Genomic DNA, 23,198 nt, shown 5'->3' with positions numbered 1-23,198 from the left:
TACCATGGATAAACTACTAGATCGCTTTTTTAACTACGTCTCATTCGACACGCAATCTAAAGCGAACGTCAAACATGTGCCGAGCACCGACGGGCAATTGAAGCTGGCGCGCGCGTTGCAGCAGGAAATGATTGAATTGGGGTTTGAACGGGTGTCGCTCAGCGAGCATGGCTGCGTTATGGGCACCTTGCCGGGGAACGTTGCCTGGCCCGTGCCGGCAATTGGGTTTATTTCGCATCTGGATACGTCACCCGACTTTAGCGGAAAGCACGTTAACCCGCAGATCGTCGAGAATTACCGCGGTGGCGATATTGCGCTCGGCATCGGCGATGAAGTGTTGTCACCGGTGATGTTTCCGATCCTGCACCACATGTTGGGGCAGACACTGATCACCACCGACGGTAAAACGCTGCTCGGTGCTGATGATAAAGCGGGCATTGCCGAGATATTGACCGCCATGGTGCGGCTACAACTGCGTAAGATCCCACACGGTGATATCCGCGTGGCCTTCACGCCGGATGAAGAGGTTGGTAAAGGCGCTCGGTTGTTTGACGTTGCAGAGTTCAATGCCGAGTGGGCCTATACCGTAGACGGTGGCGGCGTGGGTGAACTGGAGTGTGAAAACTTCAATGCGGCGTCAGTAACGGTGAAAATTGTCGGTAATAACGTACACCCGGGGAGCGCCAAAGGGGTAATGGTGAACGCACTGTCTCTCGCGACCCGTATTCAGCAGGCACTACCGGCGGACGAAACCCCGGAAACCACCACGGGTTATGAAGGGTTTTATCATCTCAGCAGCCTTAAGGGGAGCGTTGAACGCGCCGAGATGCACTACATCCTGCGAGATTTCGAGCGTGACGGTTTTGAAGCGCGCAAACGCCGGATGATCGAGATCGCTCAGCAGGTGGGTAAAGGCCTGCCGCGTGATTGCTATATTGAGGTGGCGATCGAAGACAGTTATTACAACATGCGCGAGCAGGTGGCTGAGCATCCCCATGTGATTGCGCTGGCGCAACAGGCAATGCGCGACTGTGATATTGAACCTGTCATGAAGCCCATTCGTGGCGGCACCGACGGAGCACAGCTGTCGTTTCGCGGTTTGCCGTGCCCGAACCTGTTTACCGGCGGTTATAACTACCACTGCAAGCATGAGTTTGTTTCCTTGGAAGGGATGGAACAGGCGGTGGCGGTTATTATGCGCATCGCGGCGCTGACGGCCGAACGCGCAAAATAACACCGATTACAATCGTTATAATTGCTTGCCGCAACAAGGGTTTGCTCCTAGTGTGGGACATATATCCAGCACAAGGAGCCTTATCATGAGCACTGAACACCGTATCGATCGCCAATGCCTTGAACAGTTTGTACAGGCTATTTGGCGCCATGCCGGCAGCACGGAGCGGGAAGCCGCACTGGTGGCGGATCATTTAGTCCAGGCCAATTTGGCTGGGCACGATTCGCATGGCGTCGGCATGATCCCAAGCTACATGGCATCGTTGGCGCAAGGGCATTTACAACTGAATGTCCATGCTCAGGTGGTGCGCGATGCGGGGGCCGTGCTGACGATTGATGGTGGTCAGGGATTTGGCCAGGTGGTGGCCAGCGAAGCGATGGATAAAGGGATTGAACGCGCTCGGCAATTGGGGCTGGCGGCGGTGGCGTTGCATAATTCACACCATATTGGCCGTATTGGTCACTGGGCTGAACAGTGTGCACGTGCCGGTTTTATCTCCATTCATTTTGTCAACGTGGTGGGCGATCCCATGGTGGCGCCGTTCGGTGGCAGCGATCGTCGTTTTGGCACTAACCCATTCTGCGTCATTTTTCCCCGTCCCGATAAACAACCGCTGTTGTTGGATTTTGCCACCAGTGGCATTGCTTTTGGCAAAACGCGCGTGGCCTACAACAAGGGCCAGAGCGTCGCGCCTGGTTATCTTATCGATCACCTGGGGCAACCAACGACGGAGCCTTGCGTGATGCACGAGCCGCCGTTTGGCTCGTTGTTGCCCTTCGGTGCGCATAAAGGGTATGCGCTGGCCACGCTGTGCGAAATTCTCGGTGGTGCGCTGTCCGGTGGGCGTACCACCCATGACGCGACGTTGAAATCTGACAGCGACGCCATATTCAACTGTATGACCACCCTCATTCTCAACCCGGAGGCTTTCGCTGCGCCGGAAATGCAGAATGAAGCAGAGGCGTTTATCGACTGGGTGAAGGCTTCTCCCCCAAGCGACGGACAGCCGATTGCAGTTCCCGGGGAATGGGAGGCGGCGAACCGCGTGGCGCGGTTGCAACAGGGCATCCCGATAGATGCAAATACCTGGCAGCAAATCTGTGCGGCAGCGCAACAGGCCGGAATGCCGGACCATGAACTGGAAAACTACCGGACGAAGGTCTTACGGGGATAAAAAAAGCCACCCGCCGAAAAGCGGGTGGCTTGATGAGACAGTACTCAGCTTCAGTCTTTAAAATACCAATAACCGTTATTAACCAGCGCGGTCAGCAGCGCCAGGAATGACGGGTCGTCAATTGCATCGCCGAGCATGGCAGCATCAACGCTGAAGTTCTGGCACATGGCATTGACAGCCTGCAGGTGCTCGGTATCCATCAGTTCACCGTTCGCAAAGCACTGGTCGCCTACGCGAAGCACGCGCAGTCCACCCAGGCGTTGCAGAGGTTCGCCCTGTTGCAGCAGTTCGTAAATTTCCCCGGCTTGATAAGGCGGCTCCGGCGGCGCAGCATCCAGTTCGTGGCGCGTCTGGGAGATAAACTCGCCGAACCACTGCTGGAAGTGCTCGGGTTGCTGAACCAAATCCAACATCATCTGGCGTAATGCGTCGACTTCCTGCGGTAACACCTCTGCCGGTTGTTCACGCAGTTGGATCTCCGGGTCGCTGTAGCGTTTACTGCCCAGTTCGCGTGCAAGTACATAGTCAGCAAAGCCGCTGACCAGCTCACGAGCATTCGGTGCGCGGAAGCCTACAGAGTAATTCAGGGCATTTTCCAGCGCGTAGCCTTCATGTGGGAAACCTGGCGGGATATACAGAATGTCACCCGGTTCCATTTCTTCATCAATAATGGCGTCGAACGGTTCTACCTGCAGCAGGTCAGGATGAGGGCAGTGCTGTTTCATCGGCACTTTTTCGCCCACACGCCAGCGGCGACGGCCCGTACCCTGAATGATAAAGACGTCGTACTGATCGAAGTGAGGACCAACGCCACCCCCCGGGACCGAGAACGAAATCATCAGGTCGTCCATTCGCCAGTCAGGCAGTTGACGGAATGGGCGCATCAGCGCGCTGGAAGGCTCATGCCAGTGGTCGACTGCCTGAACCAGCAGTGACCAGTTGTTTTCGCTCAGGTGGTCAAAACTCTCGAATGGGCCGTGCGCAACCTGCCAGCGGCCGTCCTGGTGGCTGACCAAACGGCTGTCCACTTCGTTTTCCATCGCCAGCCCAGCCAGCTCGTCCGGGGAGATCGGATCGATAAAGTTTTTGAAGCCACGCTTCAGAATCACCGGACGCTTTTGCCAATAGCGTTGCAAAAAATCGTTCCAGTCCAGATCTAATTGATAATCCATGTTCTATTCCAGGATAGAGGAGTGAGCCTGAGTGCGATTATACTCGTCATACTTCAAACTGCATCTTTGTTGGCTACGCTTAGTTACGTGGCCCGTCCATGGGCCACGCCCCTGCGGGGCCGCTGCAACCAGCGTTCAAATCTGCTCCCGGCAGATTTGTCACCCAAATCACTGACTTTAGTCAGCTCACCGGGCTTTGCTCGCTTGCCGTCGCCATGCCATTCGAATTATGTAGAGTATATAACGGAAGATTGGCCCCGGGGATCGGGGCCTGAACAACAGAATTTACTCGTGGTGGTGAGAGTCGTGCTGGCGAGCGAAAGTGACCTGCATGCGGGCCCCTCCCAATGGGCTATCGCTAATGGTGATAGAACCGTCGTACTGCTCAATGATCTCCGCTGCGACTGACAATCCCAGACCCTGGCCAGGGCGAAGCGTGTCTACCCGCTGGCCGCGTTGGAAGATCAGTTCGCGTTTGCTTTCCGGAATGCCTGGGCCATCGTCATCGATGACGATAGTGAGGAATTTATCGGAGTGGAGGGAGGTGATTTCAACGAACTCCAGGCAGTATTTACAGGCGTTTTCCAGCACGTTGCCCATGACTTCCATAAAGTCGTTTTTCTCCCCCATAAAAGTCACTTCTGGTGAGATATCCAGCGTGATCACCACGCCTTTACGTTGATAGACCTTGTTCAGCGCCACGGTGAGGCTGTCCAGCAGTGCTGGCACCGAATGGATTTCACGCGTCAGTACCGTCTGCCCCGAGTTGATACTGGCACGGTGCAGGTAGTAACCAATTTGCTGGGAGATACGGCTGATCTGATCGAGCATGATAGGCTCAACTTCCTCAATCGTGGTCTGCTTGCCGGTACGCAGTGAACGTAACGTGGTTTGCAGCACCGCCAGCGGCGTCTTCAGACTATGCGTGAGATCGGAAAGCGTGGTGCGATATTTGGTGTAACGTTGACGTTCGTTACGCACCAGAATATTCAGATTGCGCACCAGCCCGCGCAACTCACTGGGGGGATTCTCGTCGAGTTGGTCACGTTCACCGTTTTCCAGCTCTCCGACCTGATTCACCAGTGCCTTGATGGGGCGCAGGCTCCAGTAAGCCGCCAGCCAAAGCAAGGGGACCACCAGCAGTAAGTTGGCCAGCAGCACATAGCTGAACCATTCCCAAACCACATCCGAACGCTGAAGCTCTTGCGGAATGGTGTCGACCACCACGATGCTCAGCGCCGGTAACCTGGCCGTTGCCGCGTAGGTGTTGACCGCCACGGAGTGGGTCAATGCGTTTTGATCGTTGTCGTCATAATCTTTGAGCTGATCTTGCGCTTTGGGGTTGTTGCCCAGCACTTCGCTACTGACGCGAGTATCAGTATCAATTTCGTAGAAACCGGATTCCTCCAGCCACTCTTTATTGATGCGTTTTTCCAACTCTGGCACCTGACGCTGGCTCCACAACAGGTTGCCTTTATCATCGTAAATGAAAACCAAAGTAGGGAAGTTGAGATCAATATCCGGTGGAATGGCGATGGTTAACTTGTTGTTATTCCATTGAGCCAGGCTGAAGAACAGATTGCTTTCACCGCGCAGCAAACGAAAGGCGGTTTTGTCGAAACTGACAATATAGCCCACCACGGCCACCAGACCATAAGACAGCGACAGCGCCAGGATCACCCCGGCGGTTGCCATCAAAAAGCGGGCGCGCAGTGAAAACGGTTTTTTATCCTTGTTGAACATGATGTTCACTTCGCATCAAAACGATAGCCCTGGCCACGTACTGTGGTGATCACTTCCTGTGGGTATTCCGCCTGCAGCTTTTTACGCAACCGGCCCATTAGCACGTCGATGGTATGGCTTTCACGCAGTTCAGCATCTGGATACAGTTGCAGCATCAAGGAATCTTTGCTGACCACCTTGCCGGCGTTGCGAATTAAGGTTTCGATAATCGTGTATTCAAACGCGGTCAGTTTAATTTGCTGTTCGTTGACGCTGAGCTCGCGACGCGAGAGGTCAATTTGGAACGGCGGTAAAACGATGACCTGTGAAGCAAGGCCGCTATTGCGACGCATTAACGCCTGCATACGGGCGATGACTTCTTCCAGATGGAACGGCTTGGTGACATAGTCGTCGGCGCCGGCTTCCAGCACGGCCACTTTGTCTTGCCAGCTCTCACGCGCAGTCAGTACCAGAATCGGCAGCTTCATCTGGTGGGCACGCCAGCGGCGGATCAGGCTCAGACCGTCTTCACCGGGCAGGCCAAGATCGACAATGGCGATGTCTGGCGCATGTTCTTGCAGGAAATAGTCGGCCTCCTTGGCATCTTCCGCTGCATCAACCTGGTGGCCCATTTCACGCATCTGTACAGAGAGGTGGTGGCGCAACAAACCATTATCTTCAACAACCAGTACTCGCATGACAGACTCCTGTAGAGTGGCGGGTGAACATCCTGTCACCCGCGCTATAAAAGGTAACACGCTCTTTGGCGTATACGGGATAGCGCGGTAACCATACCCATCTGATCGTGTTGACGTTATGGTAGGTATAACCTGCACTTATCGCAAGGGACGCAGAACCTTGGTTAAAAATAAGCGCTATCTATTTTTTGTACGCCGCCATTATCGGCAACGCCCGATAAACGCAGGATAAACAATGGCGGGGCAAAGCTAAACCAAACTTAAACAGAAGAGGCCGTTAACCAGAAAACCCAGGCATTTTGTTCAGGTTACGTCAGGGCGGGTACCGCGCTGTACGGTTGTGACATAATTCCCTGTATCACAGTAACTCTTGGTGTGGGCCGCACCGGCCTATCTTTGACTCGGAACACTATGAAGCCCAGCAGCGACAATAAGCAGCACGCCACGCAGGATGCGATACACGTGACCTTTACCCGGCATTTACGGCAAGGATTGACGCGTAAAGCCGCGTTGCACCTGACGATTAAGCAACTCGCGATCGCCGGAACGCTGGGGTATTTGGCTAAACTTCCGCCCAGCCGCACGTTGGCCGTACAGCTGGCTATTTCGCGCGATACCGTCGAGTTAACCTATGCCCAACTGGAAGCCGAAGGCTACATTGCCCGAGCCGTAGGGCGTGGCAGCTTTGTCAGTTATCAGCAAAATACGTTGATCGGCCGTGAGTTGTTGGCTTCGGAGAAGACTGAAAGCACCCTCTTGGTAGAACGGGAGCTTAGCGCACATGGCCGTTCTCTGCTGGTTGCTGCGCATACTCCCCATACCTGCCGTAATGGTGCACTGACCCCTTCATTGCCCGACTTGCGGCTGTTCCCCATCGAAAGCTGGCTACAGCTCGAAAGACAGGCCGTGCGTCAGGGAGCCGAGTCTCTGTTAGGCTATGCCGATCCTCAGGGGCTGGTGGAGCTAAGAGCAGAAATTATTGAATATCTGCGCCGTGAGAGGGGGGTTAAAGCCAGTGCGGAGCAGGTGATCGTGGTGACCAGTTCCCAGCAGGCGTTATCGCTGTGTACCCAGGTCCTGTTTAACCCCGGTGACAGCGTCTTCGTTGAGGAACCCGGTTACCAGGGGGCTAAAAAATTGGCTCAGTCTGCGGGGTTAATCACATATCCAATCGGTGTGGATCAATCCGGTATGGATATTGATGCGCTGATTCAGGCGGACGCGGGAGGCCGGGGGGTGTATATCACGGCCTCTCACCATTATCCGTTAGGCCATTCGCTCAGCATTGAAAGAAGGCTGAAACTTTTGGCGTGGGCACAGCATGAAAAAGCCTGGATTATTGAAGATGATTACGATTCTGAATTTAATTATAACGGCCTGACGACCGCCTCATTGCAAGGGTTGGATCAATATCAACGGACTTTATATATTGGCACCTTCAGTAAAACCTTATTCCCGGGATTGCGTATTGGATTCCTTATCGTTCCTCCGCAGTTAATTAAACCTATGGTGGCGGCAAAGCAATTTCAGGATGGTTATACGTCTGCATTACCACAAATGACGTTATTCAAATTCTTACATGGCGATTTTTATGCCGAACACTTAAGGAACATGCGCAAGATATATCAGGCTCGGCTTGAGATTTTGCATGCTGCAGTTTATCAGTATCTTGGTGCCTGGACTCAGCCGCTGTTGCCGCAGGGCGGCCTGCAGCTGGTATGCCCGCTGGCAGACGCAGCCACTGAGCGGCGGTTGATTCATGCTGCCGCGGCCCAAGGAATGAAAGTCTACGGGCTGATTGACTTTTATACTCATAAACCCAGTAAAGGGGCCTTGGTCTTCGGCTTTGCTGCCTATACACCGGATGAGATTGTAAAATTTATCAAAAGGTTATCATCTATTTTTAGCGAACTTCCAGCTCCGGCCTAAAGGTGGTAGTCCCGCCAAATTGGTCTGCTTACTGTTATTAATTGGTCTGTATTCAGCCTTGAGTGGTGGGTGTATCCTGCTGGTATTACGTTATTTTTTCTCAGAAAACCCGCGAGGATCTATGCGCCCAATCAACAATGAAGTTGTAGTACGAAAAATACAAAGCGATGACAAATCACAGTGGTTGGATCTTTGGCAAGGCTATCTTCATTTTTACCGTGCGGAGGTTCCGGCGCAGGTCACCGATCATACCTTTGAACGGTTATGCGAAGGGCATCAGGTTTACGGCCTGGTGGCGGAAGATAAAGACGGCACATTGTTGGGATTAATGAATCTGATTTTTCACCCATCAACCTGGAGCTCTGCCGGTTATTGCTATATTGAAGATCTTTATGTTTCACCGGCGGCGCGGGGTAAGAAAGCGTCCGAAAAGTTATTCGAGCAAGCTTATCTGCTGGCGAATGAAAAAGGCAGCGATAGGGTTTATTGGATGACACAAGAATATAACGCCCCAGCGCGCTCACTGTACGACAAAGTAGGCCAAAGAAGCTCGTTTATTGTTTATAACCGTTAGCGGCGGAGAATATATGATGATCAATCAATTCGGGCAGCCGGTCGGTGAGTCATTATCCGAGTGGCGAGCGGCGAAACGGCCCGCAGGGGAAACCCTGGCAGGGCGCTTTTGCCAGCTGAAGCTGCTTGACCCACAGCGAGATCATGCTGCGTTGTTCCACGCCTTCCAGCAGGCGCCGGATGGCCGGGACTGGACGTATTTGTCGATAGAGCGGCCTGAGAGCCCTGCGGCGATGTTGCAACACCTGACTGCGCTGCAGGCGAACCCCACACTGGTGAATTTGACGGTGTTTGACCGTGAAAGCGAGCTTCCGGTTGGGACGGTGGCTTATATGCGTATCGACGAAGGCAACGGCGTAGCGGAAATTGGCCATGTCAGCTGGTCACCGGCGATGAAGCAGCGTTCAAGCGCCACCGAAGCGATTTATCTGATGTTAAAGCACGTGTTTGAGGATTTGGGCTATCGTCGCTGCGAGTGGAAGTGTGACAGCCATAATGCCCCCTCCAGGCAGGCCGCGGCGAGATTTGGTTTCAACCATGAGGGGACATTCAGGTATGCAGTGGTCACCAAAGGCCGCAGCCGGGATACCGACTGGTTCGCGATGACGGTTGACCGGTGGCCGGCTATCAACGCCGGGTTTGAGCAATGGCTAAACCCCGATAACTTTACTGCGAACGGGCAGCAGAAAAAACGATTGCAGGATTTTATGGAATAAAAAAGGCGGCCAAACGGCCGCCTTTTTTGACTTGAAACCAAGCCGTTACTTCAGTTCATCAACCATGGTCGCGGCGCGACCGATGTAATTCGCTGGAGTCATGGCTTTCAGGCGCGTTTTCTCTTCTTCCGGCAGGGCCAGCCCATCGATAAATGCCTGCATGCCCGCGGCATCCACACGCTTGCCGCGAGTGAGCTCTTTCAGCTTTTCGTACGGTTTTTCGATGCCATAACGGCGCATCACGGTTTGGATAGGCTCGGCCAGCACTTCCCAGTTGTGATCCAGTTCGTCCAACAGGTGTGCCTGATTCACTTCCAGTTTGCTGATGCCTTTCATGGTCGCCTGGTAGGCGATCAGCGCATAACCCAGGCCAACACCCAGATTACGCAGCACGGTGGAGTCAGTCAGGTCGCGCTGCCAGCGGGAAACCGGCAGTTTGCTGGCCAAATGACCCAATACCGCGTTAGACAAGCCCAGGTTACCTTCAGAGTTTTCGAAGTCGATCGGGTTGACCTTGTGCGGCATGGTAGAAGAACCGATTTCGCCAGCGATGGTTTTCTGCTTGAAGTGATTCAGGGCGATATAACCCCAGATATCACGATCGAAGTCGATCAGGATGGTGTTGAAACGCGCCACGCAGTCAAACAGTTCTGCGATGTAGTCGTGCGGTTCAATCTGCGTGGTGTACGGGTTCCAGGTGATGCCCAGAGACGTAACGAACTCTTCGCTGAAGACATGCCAGTCCACTTCAGGGTAAGCGACAATGTGGGCGTTATAGTTGCCGACAGCACCGTTAATTTTACCCATGATTTCCACGCGCTCAAACTGACGGAACTGACGTTCCATACGGTAGGCTACGTTGGCGAATTCTTTCCCGACGGTAGACGGCGTTGCCGGCTGGCCGTGGGTACGGGACAGCAACGGAATATCACGGTATTCCAGCGCCAGGCCCTTGATTGAATCGATGATTTTACGCCAGTACGGCAGCACCACGTCCTGACGCGCGGTTTGTAGCATCAGTGCGTGCGACAGGTTGTTGATGTCTTCTGAGGTACACGCAAAGTGGATAAACTCGGACACCGCCTGCAGGGCAGGGATCGCTTCCACTTTTTCTTTCAGGAAATACTCAACCGCTTTCACGTCGTGGTTGGTGGTGCGTTCGATAGTCTTGATGCGTTGCGCGTCTTCTTCGCTGAACTCTGCGACGATTTTGTCGAGGAAAGCGTTTGCGTCGGCGTCAAAAGCCGGAACTTCCTTGATTTCTGCGCAGGCGGCCAGTTTTTGCAGCCAACGTACTTCAACCTGCACGCGGAATTTCAGCAGACCGTATTCGCTGAAAATGGCGCGCAGTGCGCTGACTTTATCACCGTAGCGTCCATCAACGGGTGAGACGGCGGTCAGTGAGGATAATTCCATCGGTAGCAACTCCTGGGATCTATTAACAATGAGCAACGATATTTTGCGCCTGTTTGAACAGACGATTACGGGAAAACATTAACTGCAGGCGGCTGCCGCCAACCTGTTGCCACAGCACGGCGGCACGGATGCCCGCCAGCAATGTGGCACGAACCTTGGCCTGCACCTGCGGGTTTTGCAAGATAGCCGGCGAGCCGGTGACCTGGATACGTGGCCCGAGCGGACTGACCACGTCGACATAAATGCCGGCCAGTGCGCTGATAATAGTGTCGGATTCCAGATCAAAATGCGCCAACTGACGTTCAAGTTGACCAAGACGTTCACCAAGCTGGTTCATCGCCTGTTTATTGGCGTTGAGTTTGCGCTCCAGCACCATCAAGCTGATGGTGTAGCGAGTCAGTTCTGCCCCCAACCCTTTATTATTGGCATTGAGCACGCTCATCAGCGTCTCAAGACCCACTTTCAGATTACGCTCTTCACCACCAAAGACGGCCAGCGTGGAAGAAGGGTCCATCTGCAGCAGGCTGCTTAGCGAGATATGAAAGGCGTCGCGATCGCATTGGCCTTCGTGCGCCAACTGTTGGACCATACGCGCGGCCTGGCTGATTCCGGCCATCGCCAGCGTAATGTCATAATAATTCTTCGCCACGGTTACTCCTGTAAACGCTGTTCGATAATGCCGCCGCCGAGACAGATTTCATCCTGATAGAACACGGCAGACTGGCCTGGGGTGACAGCGGCGACCGGCTCGTCGAAACGCACTTCAATACGTTCTTCGTCAAGCGGGGTGACTGTGCATGGAATATCCTGTTGGCGGTAACGCGTTTTCACCGTACAACGGAAGGGGCCAGTCAGTGGCAGACGGTCGACCCAATGTAGCTGTTGTGCGATCAGACCGACGGACATCAGACGCGGATGCTCATGCCCTTGGGCGACCACCAAAATGTTGTTGGCAACGTCTTTGTCGACGACGTACCACGGATCTTCACTGCTGTCCTTCATGCCGCCAATGCCCAGCCCTTTACGTTGACCCAGGGTGTGGTACATCAAGCCCTGATGTTCACCGACGGTCTGGCCGTCGACAGTGACAATGGGGCCTGGTTGTGCAGGCAGGTAGCGGCCGAGGAAATCACGGAATTTGCGCTCGCCGATAAAACAGATACCGGTGGAGTCTTTTTTCTTGGCGGTGACCAGCTCAAGCTGTTCGGCGATGCGACGCACCTCAGGCTTTTCCAGTTCACCGACCGGGAACAGGCTTTGTGCAACCTGCTCGTGGCTCAGGGTATAGAGGAAATAGCTCTGGTCTTTGTTACCGTCGACACCGCGCAGTAAGCGGCTTTTGCCCTCTACGTCCTGGCGACGTACGTAGTGACCGGTGGCGATAAAATCGGCACCCAGATCTTCTGCGGCGAATTCCAGGAACGCTTTGAATTTGATTTCTTTATTGCACAGAATGTCTGGGTTCGGCGTACGGCCGGCTTTGTACTCTTCCAGGAACAGCTCAAAAACGTTGTCCCAGTACTCTGCCGCGAAATTCACCGTATGCAGTTCGATACCGAGTTTGTCGCATACTGCCTGCGCATCGGCCAGATCGGTCGCTGCGGAGCAATATTCTTCGTCATCGTCTTCTTCCCAGTTCTTCATAAACAGCCCAGCGACCTGATAGCCCTGTTGCTGTAACAGATAGGCAGTAACGGAAGAGTCGACGCCGCCGGACATACCGACGATTACTTTTTTCTGGCTGTTGTCTGACATGGGGATCTCACGAACTTGAACACGAACCGTGCTGATAAAAAACAAGCGCAGGATTTTACCACGTTGGCCGCGCCGGCGCACGGCACTTATTTATCTCAGAACGGCCAGTTATAGCTGCTGACCAGCGACAGCGGATAACGTTCCGGCTGTTGATAACAACGAACGCTTTCCGCTACCAGCGCGGAACGCAGGTTAGGGGCCTGCAATATTTCGTCGGCAGTCAGCCACAGACAGCGATCGATATCGCTGTCGTGCGGCGCTGTTGGCAACTGCTGCTCCAGCTCGATAACAAAGCAAAAGCGCAGAAACGGCGTATTGTCCGGTGCGATCCATTGATGCAGCTTGAGGAATGACTGCGGCGTGGCACGGATGCCGGTTTCCTCCCACAGTTCGCGTTCGGCGGCCTGCACCAAGGTCTCGTCAGCCTCGAGATGACCGGCCGGCTGGTTCCATAGTGCCTTGTTGTTGATGGTTTCTTCGACGATCAAAAACTTTCCAGCGGCGTGAACCACGCAGGCAACGGTGACGTGCGGTTTAAACATGGCGGCCTCTTACAGCGGTTTGTTAATGTGCTGATAGATATCATCCAACTCGGCAATGCGAGTTTTGTAACTGGCGGACAGGCAATTGACGTCGCTACCGCACAGTTTACGTTGCTCTAACCAGCTTTGTTGTTGGTCCAGCATCTCTCCGCTCACCCCCATGGCGAACAGGCCGTGCAAAAACTGGTATTTGGTGGCCATTTCCACATCTTTGTCGCTTAGCGTACGGCTGGCGCAGATCGCCTTTTCATCGGCGTTGACGGCTTTGGCGCAGTCGAAACTGGCAGCCTGTGCGGCAGAGACGGAAAGCAGAGTGGTGAACAGTAGCGCGGTTAATGTTTTCATCGTTGCTGCTCCAGAGGCCAATTACAGTGAATCCAGGATTTTCCATTCACCGGGTTGCAGTTCACCCAATGAAATATCGCCCATACTGTAGCGAATCAGCCGCAGGGTAGGAAAGCCGATATGTGCAGTCATGCGACGCACTTGGCGGTTTCGACCCTCGTACAGGGTGATTTTTAGCCAGGCGGTAGGGATCGACTTACGTTCGCGGATTGGCGGGTTGCGTGGCCACAACCATTGTGGTTCTGCGACCAACTCCACACAGGCAGGCAGCGTAGGGCCATCTTTGAGCGTGACACTGCTGCGCAAGGGCGCCAAATCGCTTTCCTGCGGCGTACCCTCGACTTGTACGTAATACACTTTGCCGGTGCGTTTACCCGGTTGGGTGAGCTGTGCCTGCAACTTGCCGTCATTGGTTAATACCAATAACCCTTCACTGTCGCGATCCAGGCGTCCGGCGGCGTAAACATCAGGAAAAGGAATGAATTCTTTCAGCGTCGCGCGGCCTGCTTCATCGGTAAATTGCGGGAGCACATCGAATGGCTTATTGAATAACACGACACGACGCGGGCCCTGTGCTACAACGGGTTTAGCGGACTCAGGCTTGCTGAATCGTTTAACTTTGTGATTTTTAACAGAGAATTTTTTCATAACAGTTGAGATTACGGATGATAGGCGCATTATAACCGAATCCGTTTCGGATTGGCGCGGACAGAAAATTCCAGTAGTATCTACACGCATCTTACAAAGCATTAACAAAAATTGCGCTTGAAGGAGAGGTTGATGGAAAGCAAAGTAGTTGTTCCGGCAGAAGGTAAAAAGATTACGGTCGATGCCCAGGGTAAACTGGTTGTTCCGAATAACCCGATCATTCCGTTTATCGAAGGCGACGGTATTGGCGTTGACGTTACCCCTGCTATGATTCACGTGGTTGATGCAGCAGTGAAAAAGGCCTACCACGGCGAACGTAAAATCTCCTGGATGGAAATCTACACCGGCGAAAAATCCACTCACGTTTACGGGAAAGACGTGTGGCTGCCGGAAGAAACCCTGGATCTGATCCGTGACTACCGCGTTGCCATCAAAGGCCCGCTGACGACCCCTGTCGGTGGCGGTATTCGCTCCCTGAACGTGGCCCTGCGCCAGCAACTGGACCTGTACGTGTGTCTGCGTCCAGTGCGTTACTACCAGGGCACCCCAAGCCCGGTTAAACAGCCAGAGCTGACCGACATGGTGATCTTCCGCGAAAACGCCGAAGACATCTATGCGGGTATCGAATGGAAAGCCGGTTCTGCTGAAGCAGACAAAGTGATCAAGTTCCTGCGCGACGAAATGGGTGTGAAGAAAATCCGTTTCCCAGAGCAATGCGGTATCGGCGTGAAGCCATGTTCTGAAGAAGGGACCAAACGTCTGGTTCGTGCAGCGATCGAATACGCTATCACCAACGACCGTGACTCTGTGACCCTGGTTCACAAAGGCAACATCATGAAGTTCACCGAAGGTGCCTTCAAGGATTGGGGCTACGAACTGGCACGCGAAGAGTTCGGCGGTGAGCTGATCGACGGCGGCCCATGGCTGAAAATCAAGAACCCGAACACCGGTAAAGAAATTGTCGTTAAAGACGTGATCGCCGATGCCTTCCTGCAGCAAATCCTGCTGCGTCCGGCTGAATACGACGTGATTGCGTGTATGAACCTGAACGGTGACTACATCTCCGACGCCCTGGCCGCACAGGTTGGCGGTATCGGTATTGCACCGGGTGCCAACATTGGTTCTGATTGCGCACTGTTCGAAGCGACCCACGGTACTGCACCTAAGTATGCTGGCCAGGATAAGGTGAACCCAGGTTCCATCATCCTGTCTGCAGAAATGATGCTGCGTCACATGGGCTGGTTCGAAGCGGCTGACCTGATTGTTAAGGGCATGGAAGGCGCAATCGCTGCCAAAACCGTGACCTATGACTTCGAACGCCTGATGGAAGGCGCTAAGCTGCTGAAATGTTCAGAGTTTGGCGACGCTATCGTTAAACACATGTAATGGTGTTTAAGCGCTAAATGATAACGGGAACCTGATGGTTCCCGTTTTTTATTATTCAAATCGCAACGGTTATCAAAACATTATCAAAATAAGTTATCAAAACTCGGCCATTTTGGCTTTTTTGAGTGTATCAATCTAAAGCGTGAGTTCAGTCCAAACCATAGGAGTGGAGTAGTCCCGTTTGCAAATTACTTGTTTGCTTTAAACAAAACCAGTAGCTGTACAAGTCGAGTTTGAAGGGCAGTGTTGAGCGAGGAGCGGAAGTTCGCATTTGTCATAATCGCCGGGGTGTAGGACTTACATTAGCGTGTAATAACCAAGCATTGATACTCAATACGTTCTGCCATTGAATTCGATAACCCCGTCAGGTTGGTCATCTCCAACACTGCGAATCATGGCTCCATGGTAAAGATAGGTGTTCCACCGTTTATCCAAAACATCCCAATAATTTCAGCGCAGCTGAAGAAGTTCACGATAACCAGTAATATTATTTCGAGCTCCCGGAATAATCCAGCACCTGTGGATGTAACGTTGCTTGGCCCATCAAGAGAGTGATCCAGACACAGAATATAATGAGTGTCAGCTGTAATCAGGCTGCTTTGACGCAGCAGGCAATGAGATAGTAAGTTCATCGCGCTTGGCTCTAGAAACACAGGGCGTCATACAACGTTTCTTTTCGCTTTTGGTTAACACTGAATCCCGGTGATCTACCTCGCCCTGGTAATTGACTCGACATTTTCCGCATACGCCGGTTTCACAGGCTGACTCAATATGAATATTGTGGTTCCTCAGAGCCTCAAGCAGCGTGGTTTGGCTATCTACCGGTATTTTTTGCCCTGTTTCCTTAATCGTAACAACAAAATCATCATCGCTGCTCTTGTCTTTAGTTGCAAAGTTTTCAAAGTGGACATGATTATCGTGCCAGTGGCTGGCACTTTCTCGTACCAACTGAACGAAACCAGGGCTACCACAAGTATAAACGTGAGTGCCTCTGGCATGGTTTTCCAGCAACTTATTTATATTGAGTGGATTATCCGAGGAGTATACAAAAACGCTGCCATCATACTTTTCAAGCTGTTGCGCAAAGGCAAAGTGGCGCACGTCATTCACGCAGTAGTGAAGTTCATAGGTTTCGCCGTAGGCCAGTGCTTCTGCAATCATCGGAATAAATGGCGTAATACCAATGCCGGCAGCAATGAAAATATGGTGCTCATCTCTCGCCATGCTGAAATAGTTGGCGGGGGCAGAGACGGTGAGAATATCACCAATCTGAGCATCTTCATGTAAATACCGTGAGCCACCACGGCTATCGGTAGCCTGGTTTACCGCAATATGATATTCGCTGTCGCTCCAGGGCTCACACAGGGAATATGCACGCGATAAGCCGTTAGCCAACTGGAGTGTGATATTCGCGCCGGCAGAATATGCAGGCAAAATGCCAGCATCAACGCGGCTCAAAATGAAGCGTTTAATCCCTTTATATTCATCAACAATATTGATGATACGCATTTCAAGTACGCCATTGTTACCTGATAAGCGTCCGCCCCAATCCTCAATATCATTATTATCAAGACGGCGTTGAAAAACACCTTTAACTTCGCCACCCAGTGGTTCAAGCGCGGCAAGTTGTTCGGTGATGGCGTGATTATCGGTTTCGATATAAAGGTAACGCAGTATCCCGGCGATGGTCCATTGAGGGTAGGGGCGCTCAATCACTTCGAGCCCGTCGCCAGCGCAGATTTTGCCTTCTTTAAGTACGCGGTAAAACCAGCCGGTTTTACCCGTATCCTGTACAAAGCGGGAAAGGGTAGGCTCTTTAAATCGGTGGTTGAGCTTAAAACAGGGCTGTCTTGGCTGGGCAACCTGAAGAATTGCCGTTCCTGCTTTGACAATATCACCCACACACATGTTGCCTTCGTTCATTCCAGCAGCAACCAGATTTTCGCCAAACCCGCCCTTTACAAGCAGATGACGAGAGTCGGGATATTGCGCGACCAAAGACGCATAATGCTCAGAATCATACTGTAAAATCGCGCGTTCTTTTCCTCCATGAAAGCTTTCGGCCTGTTCATCGTCAGTAAAGCCAGTAAAGGTGACGGTGACGCTATCGACCGGGTGCTTATCAATGCCGGTATTGACCGAGAATAAGTGCTTTACTTCGCCTTGCCGTAACTCATCGATTGTTGATTTTGGGTACATTGGATGCCTCTCTCTCCAGATCTGTAGCCCCATGGTACAGCCTCTTTATCTGGAAGAATTTAGAATAATTGACTACTGATTGCTAAAAACGGTCAATTATTGTAGCGGCATGCACCTCAGTTTTTGCTGATATAGCGCCTTGGTGATTTACCTAACGCTTTCTTGAACATGGTGATAAAGGCGCTTACGGAATCATATCCCAGCCGCTCCGAGACCATTTGCACGGTTTCACCTTCAATAAGCCTTTGAAGAGAAATAACAATATGTAGCTGTTTACGCCACTGGCCAAAGGTCATGCCGGTTTCCTTTACGACCAATCGGGAATAAGTTCTTTCGCTAAGGGCAAGAAAAGAGGCCCATTCTTTGATCGTTCGCCTATCTGCAGGATCGTCAAGCAGCTTGCGGGCTACTTTCCTGAGCCTGGCATCGTTTGAGAGTGGGAAGTTCAGTTGCTCTCTCGGCATTTGCGGCATCATATGAAAGAGCAGGTTGATCAGTAAATGCATCTCTGTTTGCATTGTTGCTTCTTGTGAGATGCTAGCTAAATGCAGGATCATTTCCCGCACCAAAGGGCTGACCGAGAGCGTGCAGCATTTCTCGGGCAAAACGGTGCGTGATGGTTCAAAATACACAAAACAAAAAGTGGCCGCAGCGGACGGGAGATTTCGGTGCGGGAGTCCTGGCGGGATCCACATGGCGGATTGATTGGGAACCATCCATAGTTCATCGTTAACTTCACAGGTCATTGACCCCGTTACCGGCATGACTAATTGTCCTCGCTTATGCGAGTGAACAGGGACCTCTAACTCTAAATTTGAGGAGCTCAGGAATAATACGTTAATAGATGATTCAGATGAGTCAGGATCAAAACTACCCATATCATTCACATTTCCAGACAGATGTTGGCGTTAGGGAATACATATGCTGGACTGGCCTCTCAGCAGTTTAGCTATCTGATTATGAAGTTGCGCTTCCGAGTATTACTGCAAATCCAATAAAGAATATCCCTACCAATGCGTTTCCAATGGCAGATAGCATAGGGTTGTATTTTAAACGGCTGAGCAAGTAAGAACCACAGAAAACGAGAAAGCCGAGGTAAACGAGAGTAATTGTGAATATCACGGTTGTAAGAATGATAAACGCCATTCAGGAGTGCTCTGCCTGAACATTTATGAACTGAGCGAAGAAATATAGAACAGTAGCGTCTTTGGATTCAATAGCGTCACCAGCATTCCGCGTCCGATGCTCCTCCGTGTATCAGCTGAAGATTTTTTTCCTCACTCGTTTTGACAGTGGCTTTAACACGGCGCGTATCTGAGATGATAGGGCCGGTATACTCGCTTGAAATTAACATGACCCCCTTCGCAGCGCAGCAGCTGGACGCTGAGCGTCATTGCGACAGGTCGACAGGGACAAATCAGTGAGTCTGCAGGCTCGACGTTGCGACAGACCGGTCGCATCACACATCAACACCACAGCTTCTGGTCTGTCGTCAGTATTTTCGCCCAAGAGACGCCTGAAGCGCCTCCTTATCCAGCATGGCTTTGGCAAGCAGCTTCTTGAGTCTGGCATTCTCTTGCTCAAGCGACTTCAGGTGCTTAACCTCAGGAACATCGGGGTGTACTAATCAACGGAGAGCAAGTCAAAGGCGCCTGACCATGAAACACGGGTAAGTGGTTGCCCGTTTATAACCAAACGCCAAAGCGTAAGTTAACCAATAGCTTGCCACTCTCTCTTAAGCAGAGCGTAAACGAAGGTATTGTCATATTGTTCCTCGCCATTTTCCGCTATAAACGTAACAAACTCCTTGAAGCAACCTTCCTGACGCATATGAAGACGGGCGCAAAGTTTCTGAGACGCCAGGTTGTAATCTTCTACGTAGGCATAGAGGCGTCTGGCGTTTTTCTCAGTAAATAAATAATTAAACAACGCCATGACGGATTCGGTGGCAAAGCCTTGGCCTTCATAACGCTGATTAAAGTGCCAGCCCACGCTCCAGGTATTCTGGTCCGGCTCTTCACTATTATCGGCAAAGAGATGGCCAATAAGTATGTCGTTCTCTTTGAGGCATACGGCGAACTGACTGGGATCGAGAGCACGCTTGTTAACCGATTCGACTGCTTCGGCCAAGGAGTTGAGTTTCTCGTCATAAAAACAAGGCGTGCGGGGCGAGGACAGGTAGTCAAATAGCGCATTCGCATCTTTGCCATTAAATGCACGAATAATGAGTCGTGGGGTAGTGGTGACGATCATGAAACCTTCTTGTTAACCGGCGCTTTTTGCGGTTTATCCTAGCATCGTTTTACAGATGTTAGGATCGGTATCTGACACATCAGCAATGGCGGTCACGACCAAACACTGATAAATATTATCTCTTGTGAAAATCTGAAATCGGCAGGTGTGAAGCGTGTTGAAAAGATGCCAGTAACCAAGGAACCAGAAAAATGATTGTTCGTCTTGCTACGACAGCGGATATTTCTGCGCTGGCCGCTATCGATAGTTCTCTATCTCATGTCCCGCATCGCTGCGCCCAGATTCGGGAATGGTGTGCGGCAGGAACCTGTTATCTCGCTGAGAATGAAGAGCAGGTGGTGGCCTATGGTGTGTTGAGCGCCCATTTCTTTGGCTGCGGTTTTATCGAAATGCTGATGGTGGCTGAAGGCTACAGGCGACAGGGAGTGGGTTCACAACTGTTACACACGCTGATATCACTTTCACCTCAGCCCAAGCTTTTTACGTCAACCAACCGTTCGAATGTAACCATGAGGGGATTGTTGCTGGCGGCGGGCTTTATCGAGAGTGGCCATATTGAGAATCTTGATGAGGGCGATCCGGAGATGATTTTTTTCTATCCGAACAGGTGTGCGAGGAATTAACCGACAGGTGAGTTCACGTCAGCTTCAGCGGCACGCGTTGTTATCCCTATTGAGCCGATAAAGCCTGGCCTGGTAAGACACAGATACAACCGTTGGGGCCTGAAAAGGCCCCGGAATGAAGAGTACTGGCGTTTTACTCCGCCTTCGTGGCATCAGGGTGGTTTTTCCCTTCCTCGATGAATTCTTCATCGATTTCATCCGTATTTTCCTTGCTGTCGCGGCCGGAAAGGATATTCCAGCAAGCGATAAACAGGGCGGCAATCAGTGGGCCGATGACAAAGCCGTTGATACCGTAGATTTCCATCCCACCCAGGGTAGAGATCAGGATCAGATAGTCAGGCATCTTGGTGTCTTTACCGACCAACAGTGGACGAAGGATATTATCGACCAGCCCGATGATAACCACGAAGAAGCCCACCAGGAACAGGCCTTTCCACAGCATACCGGTGGCGAAGAAATAGATGGCTGCAGGTACCCAGATAATGGCAGAACCCACGGCAGGGATAATGGACAGGAATGCCATCAGTGCAGCCCACAACAGGCTACCTTCGATCCCGGTGACATAAAACGCCAGACCACCGAGCGCACCTTGCACGACGGCGACCACGACGGTGCCTTTCACCGTGGCACGGGAAACCGCGGCGAATTTCACAAACAGGTGATGTTTCACGTATTCGGATAACGGCAATGCTTCGAGCGTCAGGTTGACCAGATAAGGGCCGTCTTTCAACAGGAAGAACAGCAGATATAGCATGACGCCAAAGCCAACGGCAAAGTTGAACGTACCCTTGCCGATCAGGAACACGCTACCGGCAAGATATTGCCCGCCTTGCAGCGCCAGCTCGGAGAGTTTCTTTTGTATTTCTGCGGCATTGTCGAGGTTATGTTCAGTCAGAAAATGGCGTGCCCAACCCGGCAGTAATCGCAGGGTGTCGGCCAGAATGACCGGGAATTGCGTGTTGTTACCTTGCAACTTGGTGTAGACAACGTTGAGTTCAATCGCCAACGAAGATGCGATGATCGCCAACGGCGTAAACACGATCAAACAGATCACTGCGACCGTCAAAAGCGAAACCAGGCCATTTCGATCGCCCAGGTATTGTTTGAGCTTTTGTTTCACCGGGTGGAAAATCACCGCCAAAATGATGGCCCACAGCACTGACGAGTAATAGGGACCCAATACGTCCAGAAAAGCAGCGGTAACAATAAAAAGGATCAGAATAAAGAATCCTTTTGAAATACCTTTAGACATCATACCCGTCCCTCTGATGATAGATTTTTCTTGTCAATCTCGATATGCACCGGCATTGACACTTCTTGAAGAACAAACCCTAACATCACAAACGCGTAACAGGTAGTGGATTTTATGCACCAATAATTAATAAAGCTTATTAATGATGCCTCATTTTGTGGGGGTATTGGGTATAGGAAACGGGGCGTTAAGTTCGCCAGCGAGAATCCCCTTCGTCGGTGACGTTACTGCTCACATAGGCCACAGCGGCCTCTCGTTGATTACCAGCCCAATGGACTCATTTTATATATTGTGTAATGGGCCTTTCGTTTATCGCGCCTTCGTTGTGAGCGATAACGCCAGTGCGCTCCCCAGCACCGCGGCGGACAGCACCAGTACGGAGGGGGCTGTCCAACCCGCGTAGGCAACAAGGGCACTCAAGACGACCGGGCCGATCACCTGGCCGAGATAAATGCCTTGCATCACCAGGCCCAGGCTCAGGGGGATCAATGTGGGCTCTGGCGCTGCTGCTGGTGTCGCCGCCAAGATAGTGGCGGGCAGCATGCCACCGATGCCACTAAACAGTAAACACAGCGGGACAAGCAGGCCGTTAGGCGTTATTGAAAGGAAAACGCCGGCCCCGGCAAGCCCCATGAAGGTACTGACAACAGCGAGCAGGGTTCGGGCCCGTAGACCGCGCAACAACAGCACGCCTGCGGCCAGGTTGCCGAGAATATTGACGGCAATCACGGCAGCGCTGACGCCACCTGCCGCTGCCAACGTTAACCCGATGCGTTGCATCAGGAATATCGGCAAAAAGGCCATCACGGCAAAGAACTGCAGGTTGTAGGTGGTAAATATCAACGCCAACAACAGCGGTTGTCGCGCACGCATGATACTGAGCAGCGCCTGCCGCAGTTTGATCGCGGGTGCTGAGGAAAGGGTTATCGCACCACGTGGGGTCGTTAATGGCAGCAGCAGTGCTGCCAGCAGCGTCAGGGCACCGCCCGCGACCCAACTCTGTTGCCAGCCAGCGAAATGCGGGCCGAAAAACAGGGAGAGGGCTATGCCTGCCGGCATAAAGGTGCTCCAGATGCTGAACACCAGATTCCGTTTTTGTGGTGCGACCACACGCGTGAGCACGGTCGGTGCGGCGACGACGACAATGACGAAGCCAATTCCTTCGACGACTCGGGTCACGATCAGTCCGGCAAAATCATGTTGCATGGCGCCGGCAAAGCTGGCGAGGCTGACAATCACTAATCCCAGGCTCAGTAAACGACGATCGCCCCAGCGGCGAACCAGCAGGCCTGCAGCGATACCGCCAAACACGCCGATAAACGGAAAGGCCGAGATGATCCAACTCAGCGACTCCAGCGAACGACCAAATTCGCGCTGCAGTTCCGGCAGGGCAATGGTTGCTTTACCCACATGGAGGGCAACGGCAATACCAGCGAACAGCACGTTGACGATTGCTGGCCATTGCGTCGCGGTAGGGCTGGCCGAATCCACCGGGTCTGATTTGCTTGTGGTCATGATTTTCTCCAGGGAGATAAAAATCAGACTATGCGTTATGTCGATA

21 protein-coding genes and 1 pseudogene are annotated in these 23,198 nt (G+C 52.3%); 7 read left to right on the top strand and 15 right to left on the bottom strand.

Annotated features, from left to right (window positions below):
- Nucleotides 1-4 precede the first annotated feature (4 nt).
- On the top strand, nt 5-1,234 hold the full coding sequence (pepT, locus tag ACI2J2_RS07550; protein ID WP_404759773.1) for a peptidase T: 1,230 nt from the start codon (nt 5-7) through the stop codon (nt 1,232-1,234).
- An 85-nt stretch (nt 1,235-1,319) separates the two neighbouring features.
- Nucleotides 1,320-2,408, top strand: a complete 1,089-nt coding sequence (locus ACI2J2_RS07545) for a malate/lactate/ureidoglycolate dehydrogenase (RefSeq protein ID WP_404759772.1) — start codon at nt 1,320-1,322, stop codon at nt 2,406-2,408.
- A gap of 50 nt (nt 2,409-2,458) precedes the next feature.
- On the opposite strand, the gene ACI2J2_RS07540 is transcribed toward ACI2J2_RS07545, so the two are convergent.
- The 3 genes from ACI2J2_RS07540 to phoP form a co-directional block, all read right to left on the bottom strand.
- Complete coding sequence (locus ACI2J2_RS07540; protein WP_404759771.1) at nt 2,459-3,580, bottom strand: JmjC domain-containing protein; 1,122 nt, start codon at nt 3,578-3,580, stop codon at nt 2,459-2,461.
- A gap of 285 nt (nt 3,581-3,865) precedes the next feature.
- Nucleotides 3,866-5,323: a two-component system sensor histidine kinase PhoQ gene (phoQ, locus tag ACI2J2_RS07535; RefSeq protein WP_265556973.1), complete on the bottom strand. Its 1,458-nt coding sequence runs from the start codon at nt 5,321-5,323 to the stop codon at nt 3,866-3,868.
- A gap of 5 nt (nt 5,324-5,328) precedes the next feature.
- Nucleotides 5,329-6,000: a two-component system response regulator PhoP gene (gene phoP / locus ACI2J2_RS07530; RefSeq protein ID WP_020826469.1), complete on the bottom strand. Its 672-nt coding sequence runs from the start codon at nt 5,998-6,000 to the stop codon at nt 5,329-5,331.
- Between the two features lie 411 nt (nt 6,001-6,411).
- On the opposite strand from phoP, the gene ACI2J2_RS07525 reads away from it, so the two are divergent.
- From ACI2J2_RS07525 to ACI2J2_RS07515, 3 genes are all read left to right on the top strand, one after another.
- Nucleotides 6,412-7,929 carry a PLP-dependent aminotransferase family protein gene (locus ACI2J2_RS07525; RefSeq protein WP_404759770.1) on the top strand — a complete coding sequence of 506 codons (1,518 nt, stop codon included), beginning with the start codon at nt 6,412-6,414 and terminating at the stop codon, nt 7,927-7,929.
- 121 nt (nt 7,930-8,050) lie between these two features.
- Nucleotides 8,051-8,503, top strand: coding sequence for a GNAT family N-acetyltransferase (locus ACI2J2_RS07520; protein WP_209632868.1), 453 nt, complete (start codon nt 8,051-8,053; stop codon nt 8,501-8,503).
- Nucleotides 8,504-8,516: 13 nt separating this feature from the next.
- A complete protein-coding gene (locus tag ACI2J2_RS07515) occupies nt 8,517-9,218 on the top strand; it encodes a GNAT family N-acetyltransferase (RefSeq protein ID WP_404759769.1) in 702 nt (233 codons plus the stop codon).
- A gap of 45 nt (nt 9,219-9,263) precedes the next feature.
- Here the strand turns inward: ACI2J2_RS07515 and purB are convergent, their stop codons facing one another.
- The 6 genes from purB to rluE form a co-directional block, all read right to left on the bottom strand.
- Entirely contained in the window at nt 9,264-10,634 is a 1,371-nt protein-coding gene (gene purB / locus ACI2J2_RS07510; RefSeq protein WP_061807620.1) for an adenylosuccinate lyase, read from the bottom strand.
- A 22-nt stretch (nt 10,635-10,656) separates the two neighbouring features.
- Nucleotides 10,657-11,283 (bottom strand): high frequency lysogenization protein HflD, encoded by a 627-nt coding sequence (gene hflD, locus ACI2J2_RS07505; protein ID WP_265556967.1) that lies wholly within the window; start codon nt 11,281-11,283, stop codon nt 10,657-10,659.
- 2 nt (nt 11,284-11,285) lie between these two features.
- Complete coding sequence (gene mnmA, locus ACI2J2_RS07500; protein ID WP_209632871.1) at nt 11,286-12,389, bottom strand: tRNA 2-thiouridine(34) synthase MnmA; 1,104 nt, start codon at nt 12,387-12,389, stop codon at nt 11,286-11,288.
- 95 nt (nt 12,390-12,484) lie between these two features.
- On the bottom strand, nt 12,485-12,931 hold the full coding sequence (locus ACI2J2_RS07495; RefSeq protein ID WP_209632872.1) for an NUDIX hydrolase: 447 nt from the start codon (nt 12,929-12,931) through the stop codon (nt 12,485-12,487).
- A 9-nt stretch (nt 12,932-12,940) separates the two neighbouring features.
- Complete coding sequence (locus ACI2J2_RS07490; RefSeq protein ID WP_265556964.1) at nt 12,941-13,276, bottom strand: lysozyme inhibitor LprI family protein; 336 nt, start codon at nt 13,274-13,276, stop codon at nt 12,941-12,943.
- A 21-nt stretch (nt 13,277-13,297) separates the two neighbouring features.
- Complete coding sequence (gene rluE, locus ACI2J2_RS07485; protein WP_404759768.1) at nt 13,298-13,924, bottom strand: 23S rRNA pseudouridine(2457) synthase RluE; 627 nt, start codon at nt 13,922-13,924, stop codon at nt 13,298-13,300.
- A 132-nt stretch (nt 13,925-14,056) separates the two neighbouring features.
- On the opposite strand from rluE, the gene icd reads away from it, so the two are divergent.
- Nucleotides 14,057-15,310: an NADP-dependent isocitrate dehydrogenase gene (gene icd, locus ACI2J2_RS07480; protein WP_012006449.1), complete on the top strand. Its 1,254-nt coding sequence runs from the start codon at nt 14,057-14,059 to the stop codon at nt 15,308-15,310.
- 579 nt (nt 15,311-15,889) lie between these two features.
- On the opposite strand, the gene ACI2J2_RS07475 is transcribed toward icd, so the two are convergent.
- The 4 genes and pseudogenes from ACI2J2_RS07475 to ACI2J2_RS07460 all read right to left on the bottom strand — a co-directional run bounded on the left by ACI2J2_RS07475 (nt 15,890) and on the right by ACI2J2_RS07460 (nt 19,762).
- Nucleotides 15,890-17,509 (bottom strand): MOSC domain-containing protein, encoded by a 1,620-nt coding sequence (locus ACI2J2_RS07475; protein ID WP_404759767.1) that lies wholly within the window; start codon nt 17,507-17,509, stop codon nt 15,890-15,892.
- Between the two features lie 116 nt (nt 17,510-17,625).
- Nucleotides 17,626-18,255 carry an AraC family transcriptional regulator gene (locus ACI2J2_RS07470; protein ID WP_404759766.1) on the bottom strand — a complete coding sequence of 210 codons (630 nt, stop codon included), beginning with the start codon at nt 18,253-18,255 and terminating at the stop codon, nt 17,626-17,628.
- A 570-nt stretch (nt 18,256-18,825) separates the two neighbouring features.
- A pseudogene (locus ACI2J2_RS07465) lies at nt 18,826-19,124 on the bottom strand (IS3 family transposase); the annotation flags it as partial.
- Nucleotides 19,125-19,219: 95 nt separating this feature from the next.
- Nucleotides 19,220-19,762: a GNAT family N-acetyltransferase gene (locus tag ACI2J2_RS07460; protein ID WP_404759765.1), complete on the bottom strand. Its 543-nt coding sequence runs from the start codon at nt 19,760-19,762 to the stop codon at nt 19,220-19,222.
- Nucleotides 19,763-19,953: 191 nt separating this feature from the next.
- Between ACI2J2_RS07460 and ACI2J2_RS07455 the strand changes: the two genes are divergently transcribed.
- Nucleotides 19,954-20,385: a GNAT family N-acetyltransferase gene (locus ACI2J2_RS07455; protein ID WP_404759764.1), complete on the top strand. Its 432-nt coding sequence runs from the start codon at nt 19,954-19,956 to the stop codon at nt 20,383-20,385.
- A 133-nt stretch (nt 20,386-20,518) separates the two neighbouring features.
- Here the strand turns inward: ACI2J2_RS07455 and ACI2J2_RS07450 are convergent, their stop codons facing one another.
- Nucleotides 20,519-21,640 (bottom strand): AI-2E family transporter, encoded by a 1,122-nt coding sequence (locus ACI2J2_RS07450; protein WP_209632920.1) that lies wholly within the window; start codon nt 21,638-21,640, stop codon nt 20,519-20,521.
- 306 nt (nt 21,641-21,946) lie between these two features.
- Nucleotides 21,947-23,152 (bottom strand): CynX/NimT family MFS transporter, encoded by a 1,206-nt coding sequence (locus ACI2J2_RS07445; RefSeq protein ID WP_404759763.1) that lies wholly within the window; start codon nt 23,150-23,152, stop codon nt 21,947-21,949.
- Nucleotides 23,153-23,198 lie beyond the last annotated feature (46 nt).

Origin of the sequence: Serratia sp. NPDC087055 (genome assembly GCF_044900985.1) — a bacterium.
Lineage (GTDB): Bacteria > Pseudomonadota > Gammaproteobacteria > Enterobacterales > Enterobacteriaceae > Serratia.
Note: the sequence above shows the minus strand (reverse complement) of the source record. Positions and strands in the feature narration are given on the sequence as shown.

Coding starts and splice junctions, on each gene's coding strand:
- ACI2J2_RS07495 (WP_209632872.1), bottom strand. CDS start 12,931: ATGTTTAAACCGCACGTCACCGTTGCCTGCGTGGTTCACGCCGCTGGA.
- phoQ (WP_265556973.1), bottom strand. CDS start 5,323: ATGTTCAACAAGGATAAAAAACCGTTTTCACTGCGCGCCCGCTTTTTG.
- ACI2J2_RS07490 (WP_265556964.1), bottom strand. CDS start 13,276: ATGAAAACATTAACCGCGCTACTGTTCACCACTCTGCTTTCCGTCTCT.
- ACI2J2_RS07540 (WP_404759771.1), bottom strand. CDS start 3,580: ATGGATTATCAATTAGATCTGGACTGGAACGATTTTTTGCAACGCTAT.
- ACI2J2_RS07520 (WP_209632868.1), top strand. CDS start 8,051: ATGCGCCCAATCAACAATGAAGTTGTAGTACGAAAAATACAAAGCGAT.
- purB (WP_061807620.1), bottom strand. CDS start 10,634: ATGGAATTATCCTCACTGACCGCCGTCTCACCCGTTGATGGACGCTAC.
- ACI2J2_RS07475 (WP_404759767.1), bottom strand. CDS start 17,509: ATGTACCCAAAATCAACAATCGATGAGTTACGGCAAGGCGAAGTAAAG.
- ACI2J2_RS07460 (WP_404759765.1), bottom strand. CDS start 19,762: ATGATCGTCACCACTACCCCACGACTCATTATTCGTGCATTTAATGGC.
- pepT (WP_404759773.1), top strand. CDS start 5: ATGGATAAACTACTAGATCGCTTTTTTAACTACGTCTCATTCGACACG.
- ACI2J2_RS07515 (WP_404759769.1), top strand. CDS start 8,517: ATGATGATCAATCAATTCGGGCAGCCGGTCGGTGAGTCATTATCCGAG.
- ACI2J2_RS07545 (WP_404759772.1), top strand. CDS start 1,320: ATGAGCACTGAACACCGTATCGATCGCCAATGCCTTGAACAGTTTGTA.
- rluE (WP_404759768.1), bottom strand. CDS start 13,924: ATGAAAAAATTCTCTGTTAAAAATCACAAAGTTAAACGATTCAGCAAG.
- icd (WP_012006449.1), top strand. CDS start 14,057: ATGGAAAGCAAAGTAGTTGTTCCGGCAGAAGGTAAAAAGATTACGGTC.
- mnmA (WP_209632871.1), bottom strand. CDS start 12,389: ATGTCAGACAACAGCCAGAAAAAAGTAATCGTCGGTATGTCCGGCGGC.
- ACI2J2_RS07525 (WP_404759770.1), top strand. CDS start 6,412: ATGAAGCCCAGCAGCGACAATAAGCAGCACGCCACGCAGGATGCGATA.
- ACI2J2_RS07450 (WP_209632920.1), bottom strand. CDS start 21,640: ATGATGTCTAAAGGTATTTCAAAAGGATTCTTTATTCTGATCCTTTTT.
- ACI2J2_RS07470 (WP_404759766.1), bottom strand. CDS start 18,255: ATGACCTGTGAAGTTAACGATGAACTATGGATGGTTCCCAATCAATCC.
- ACI2J2_RS07445 (WP_404759763.1), bottom strand. CDS start 23,152: ATGACCACAAGCAAATCAGACCCGGTGGATTCGGCCAGCCCTACCGCG.
- ACI2J2_RS07455 (WP_404759764.1), top strand. CDS start 19,954: ATGATTGTTCGTCTTGCTACGACAGCGGATATTTCTGCGCTGGCCGCT.
- phoP (WP_020826469.1), bottom strand. CDS start 6,000: ATGCGAGTACTGGTTGTTGAAGATAATGGTTTGTTGCGCCACCACCTC.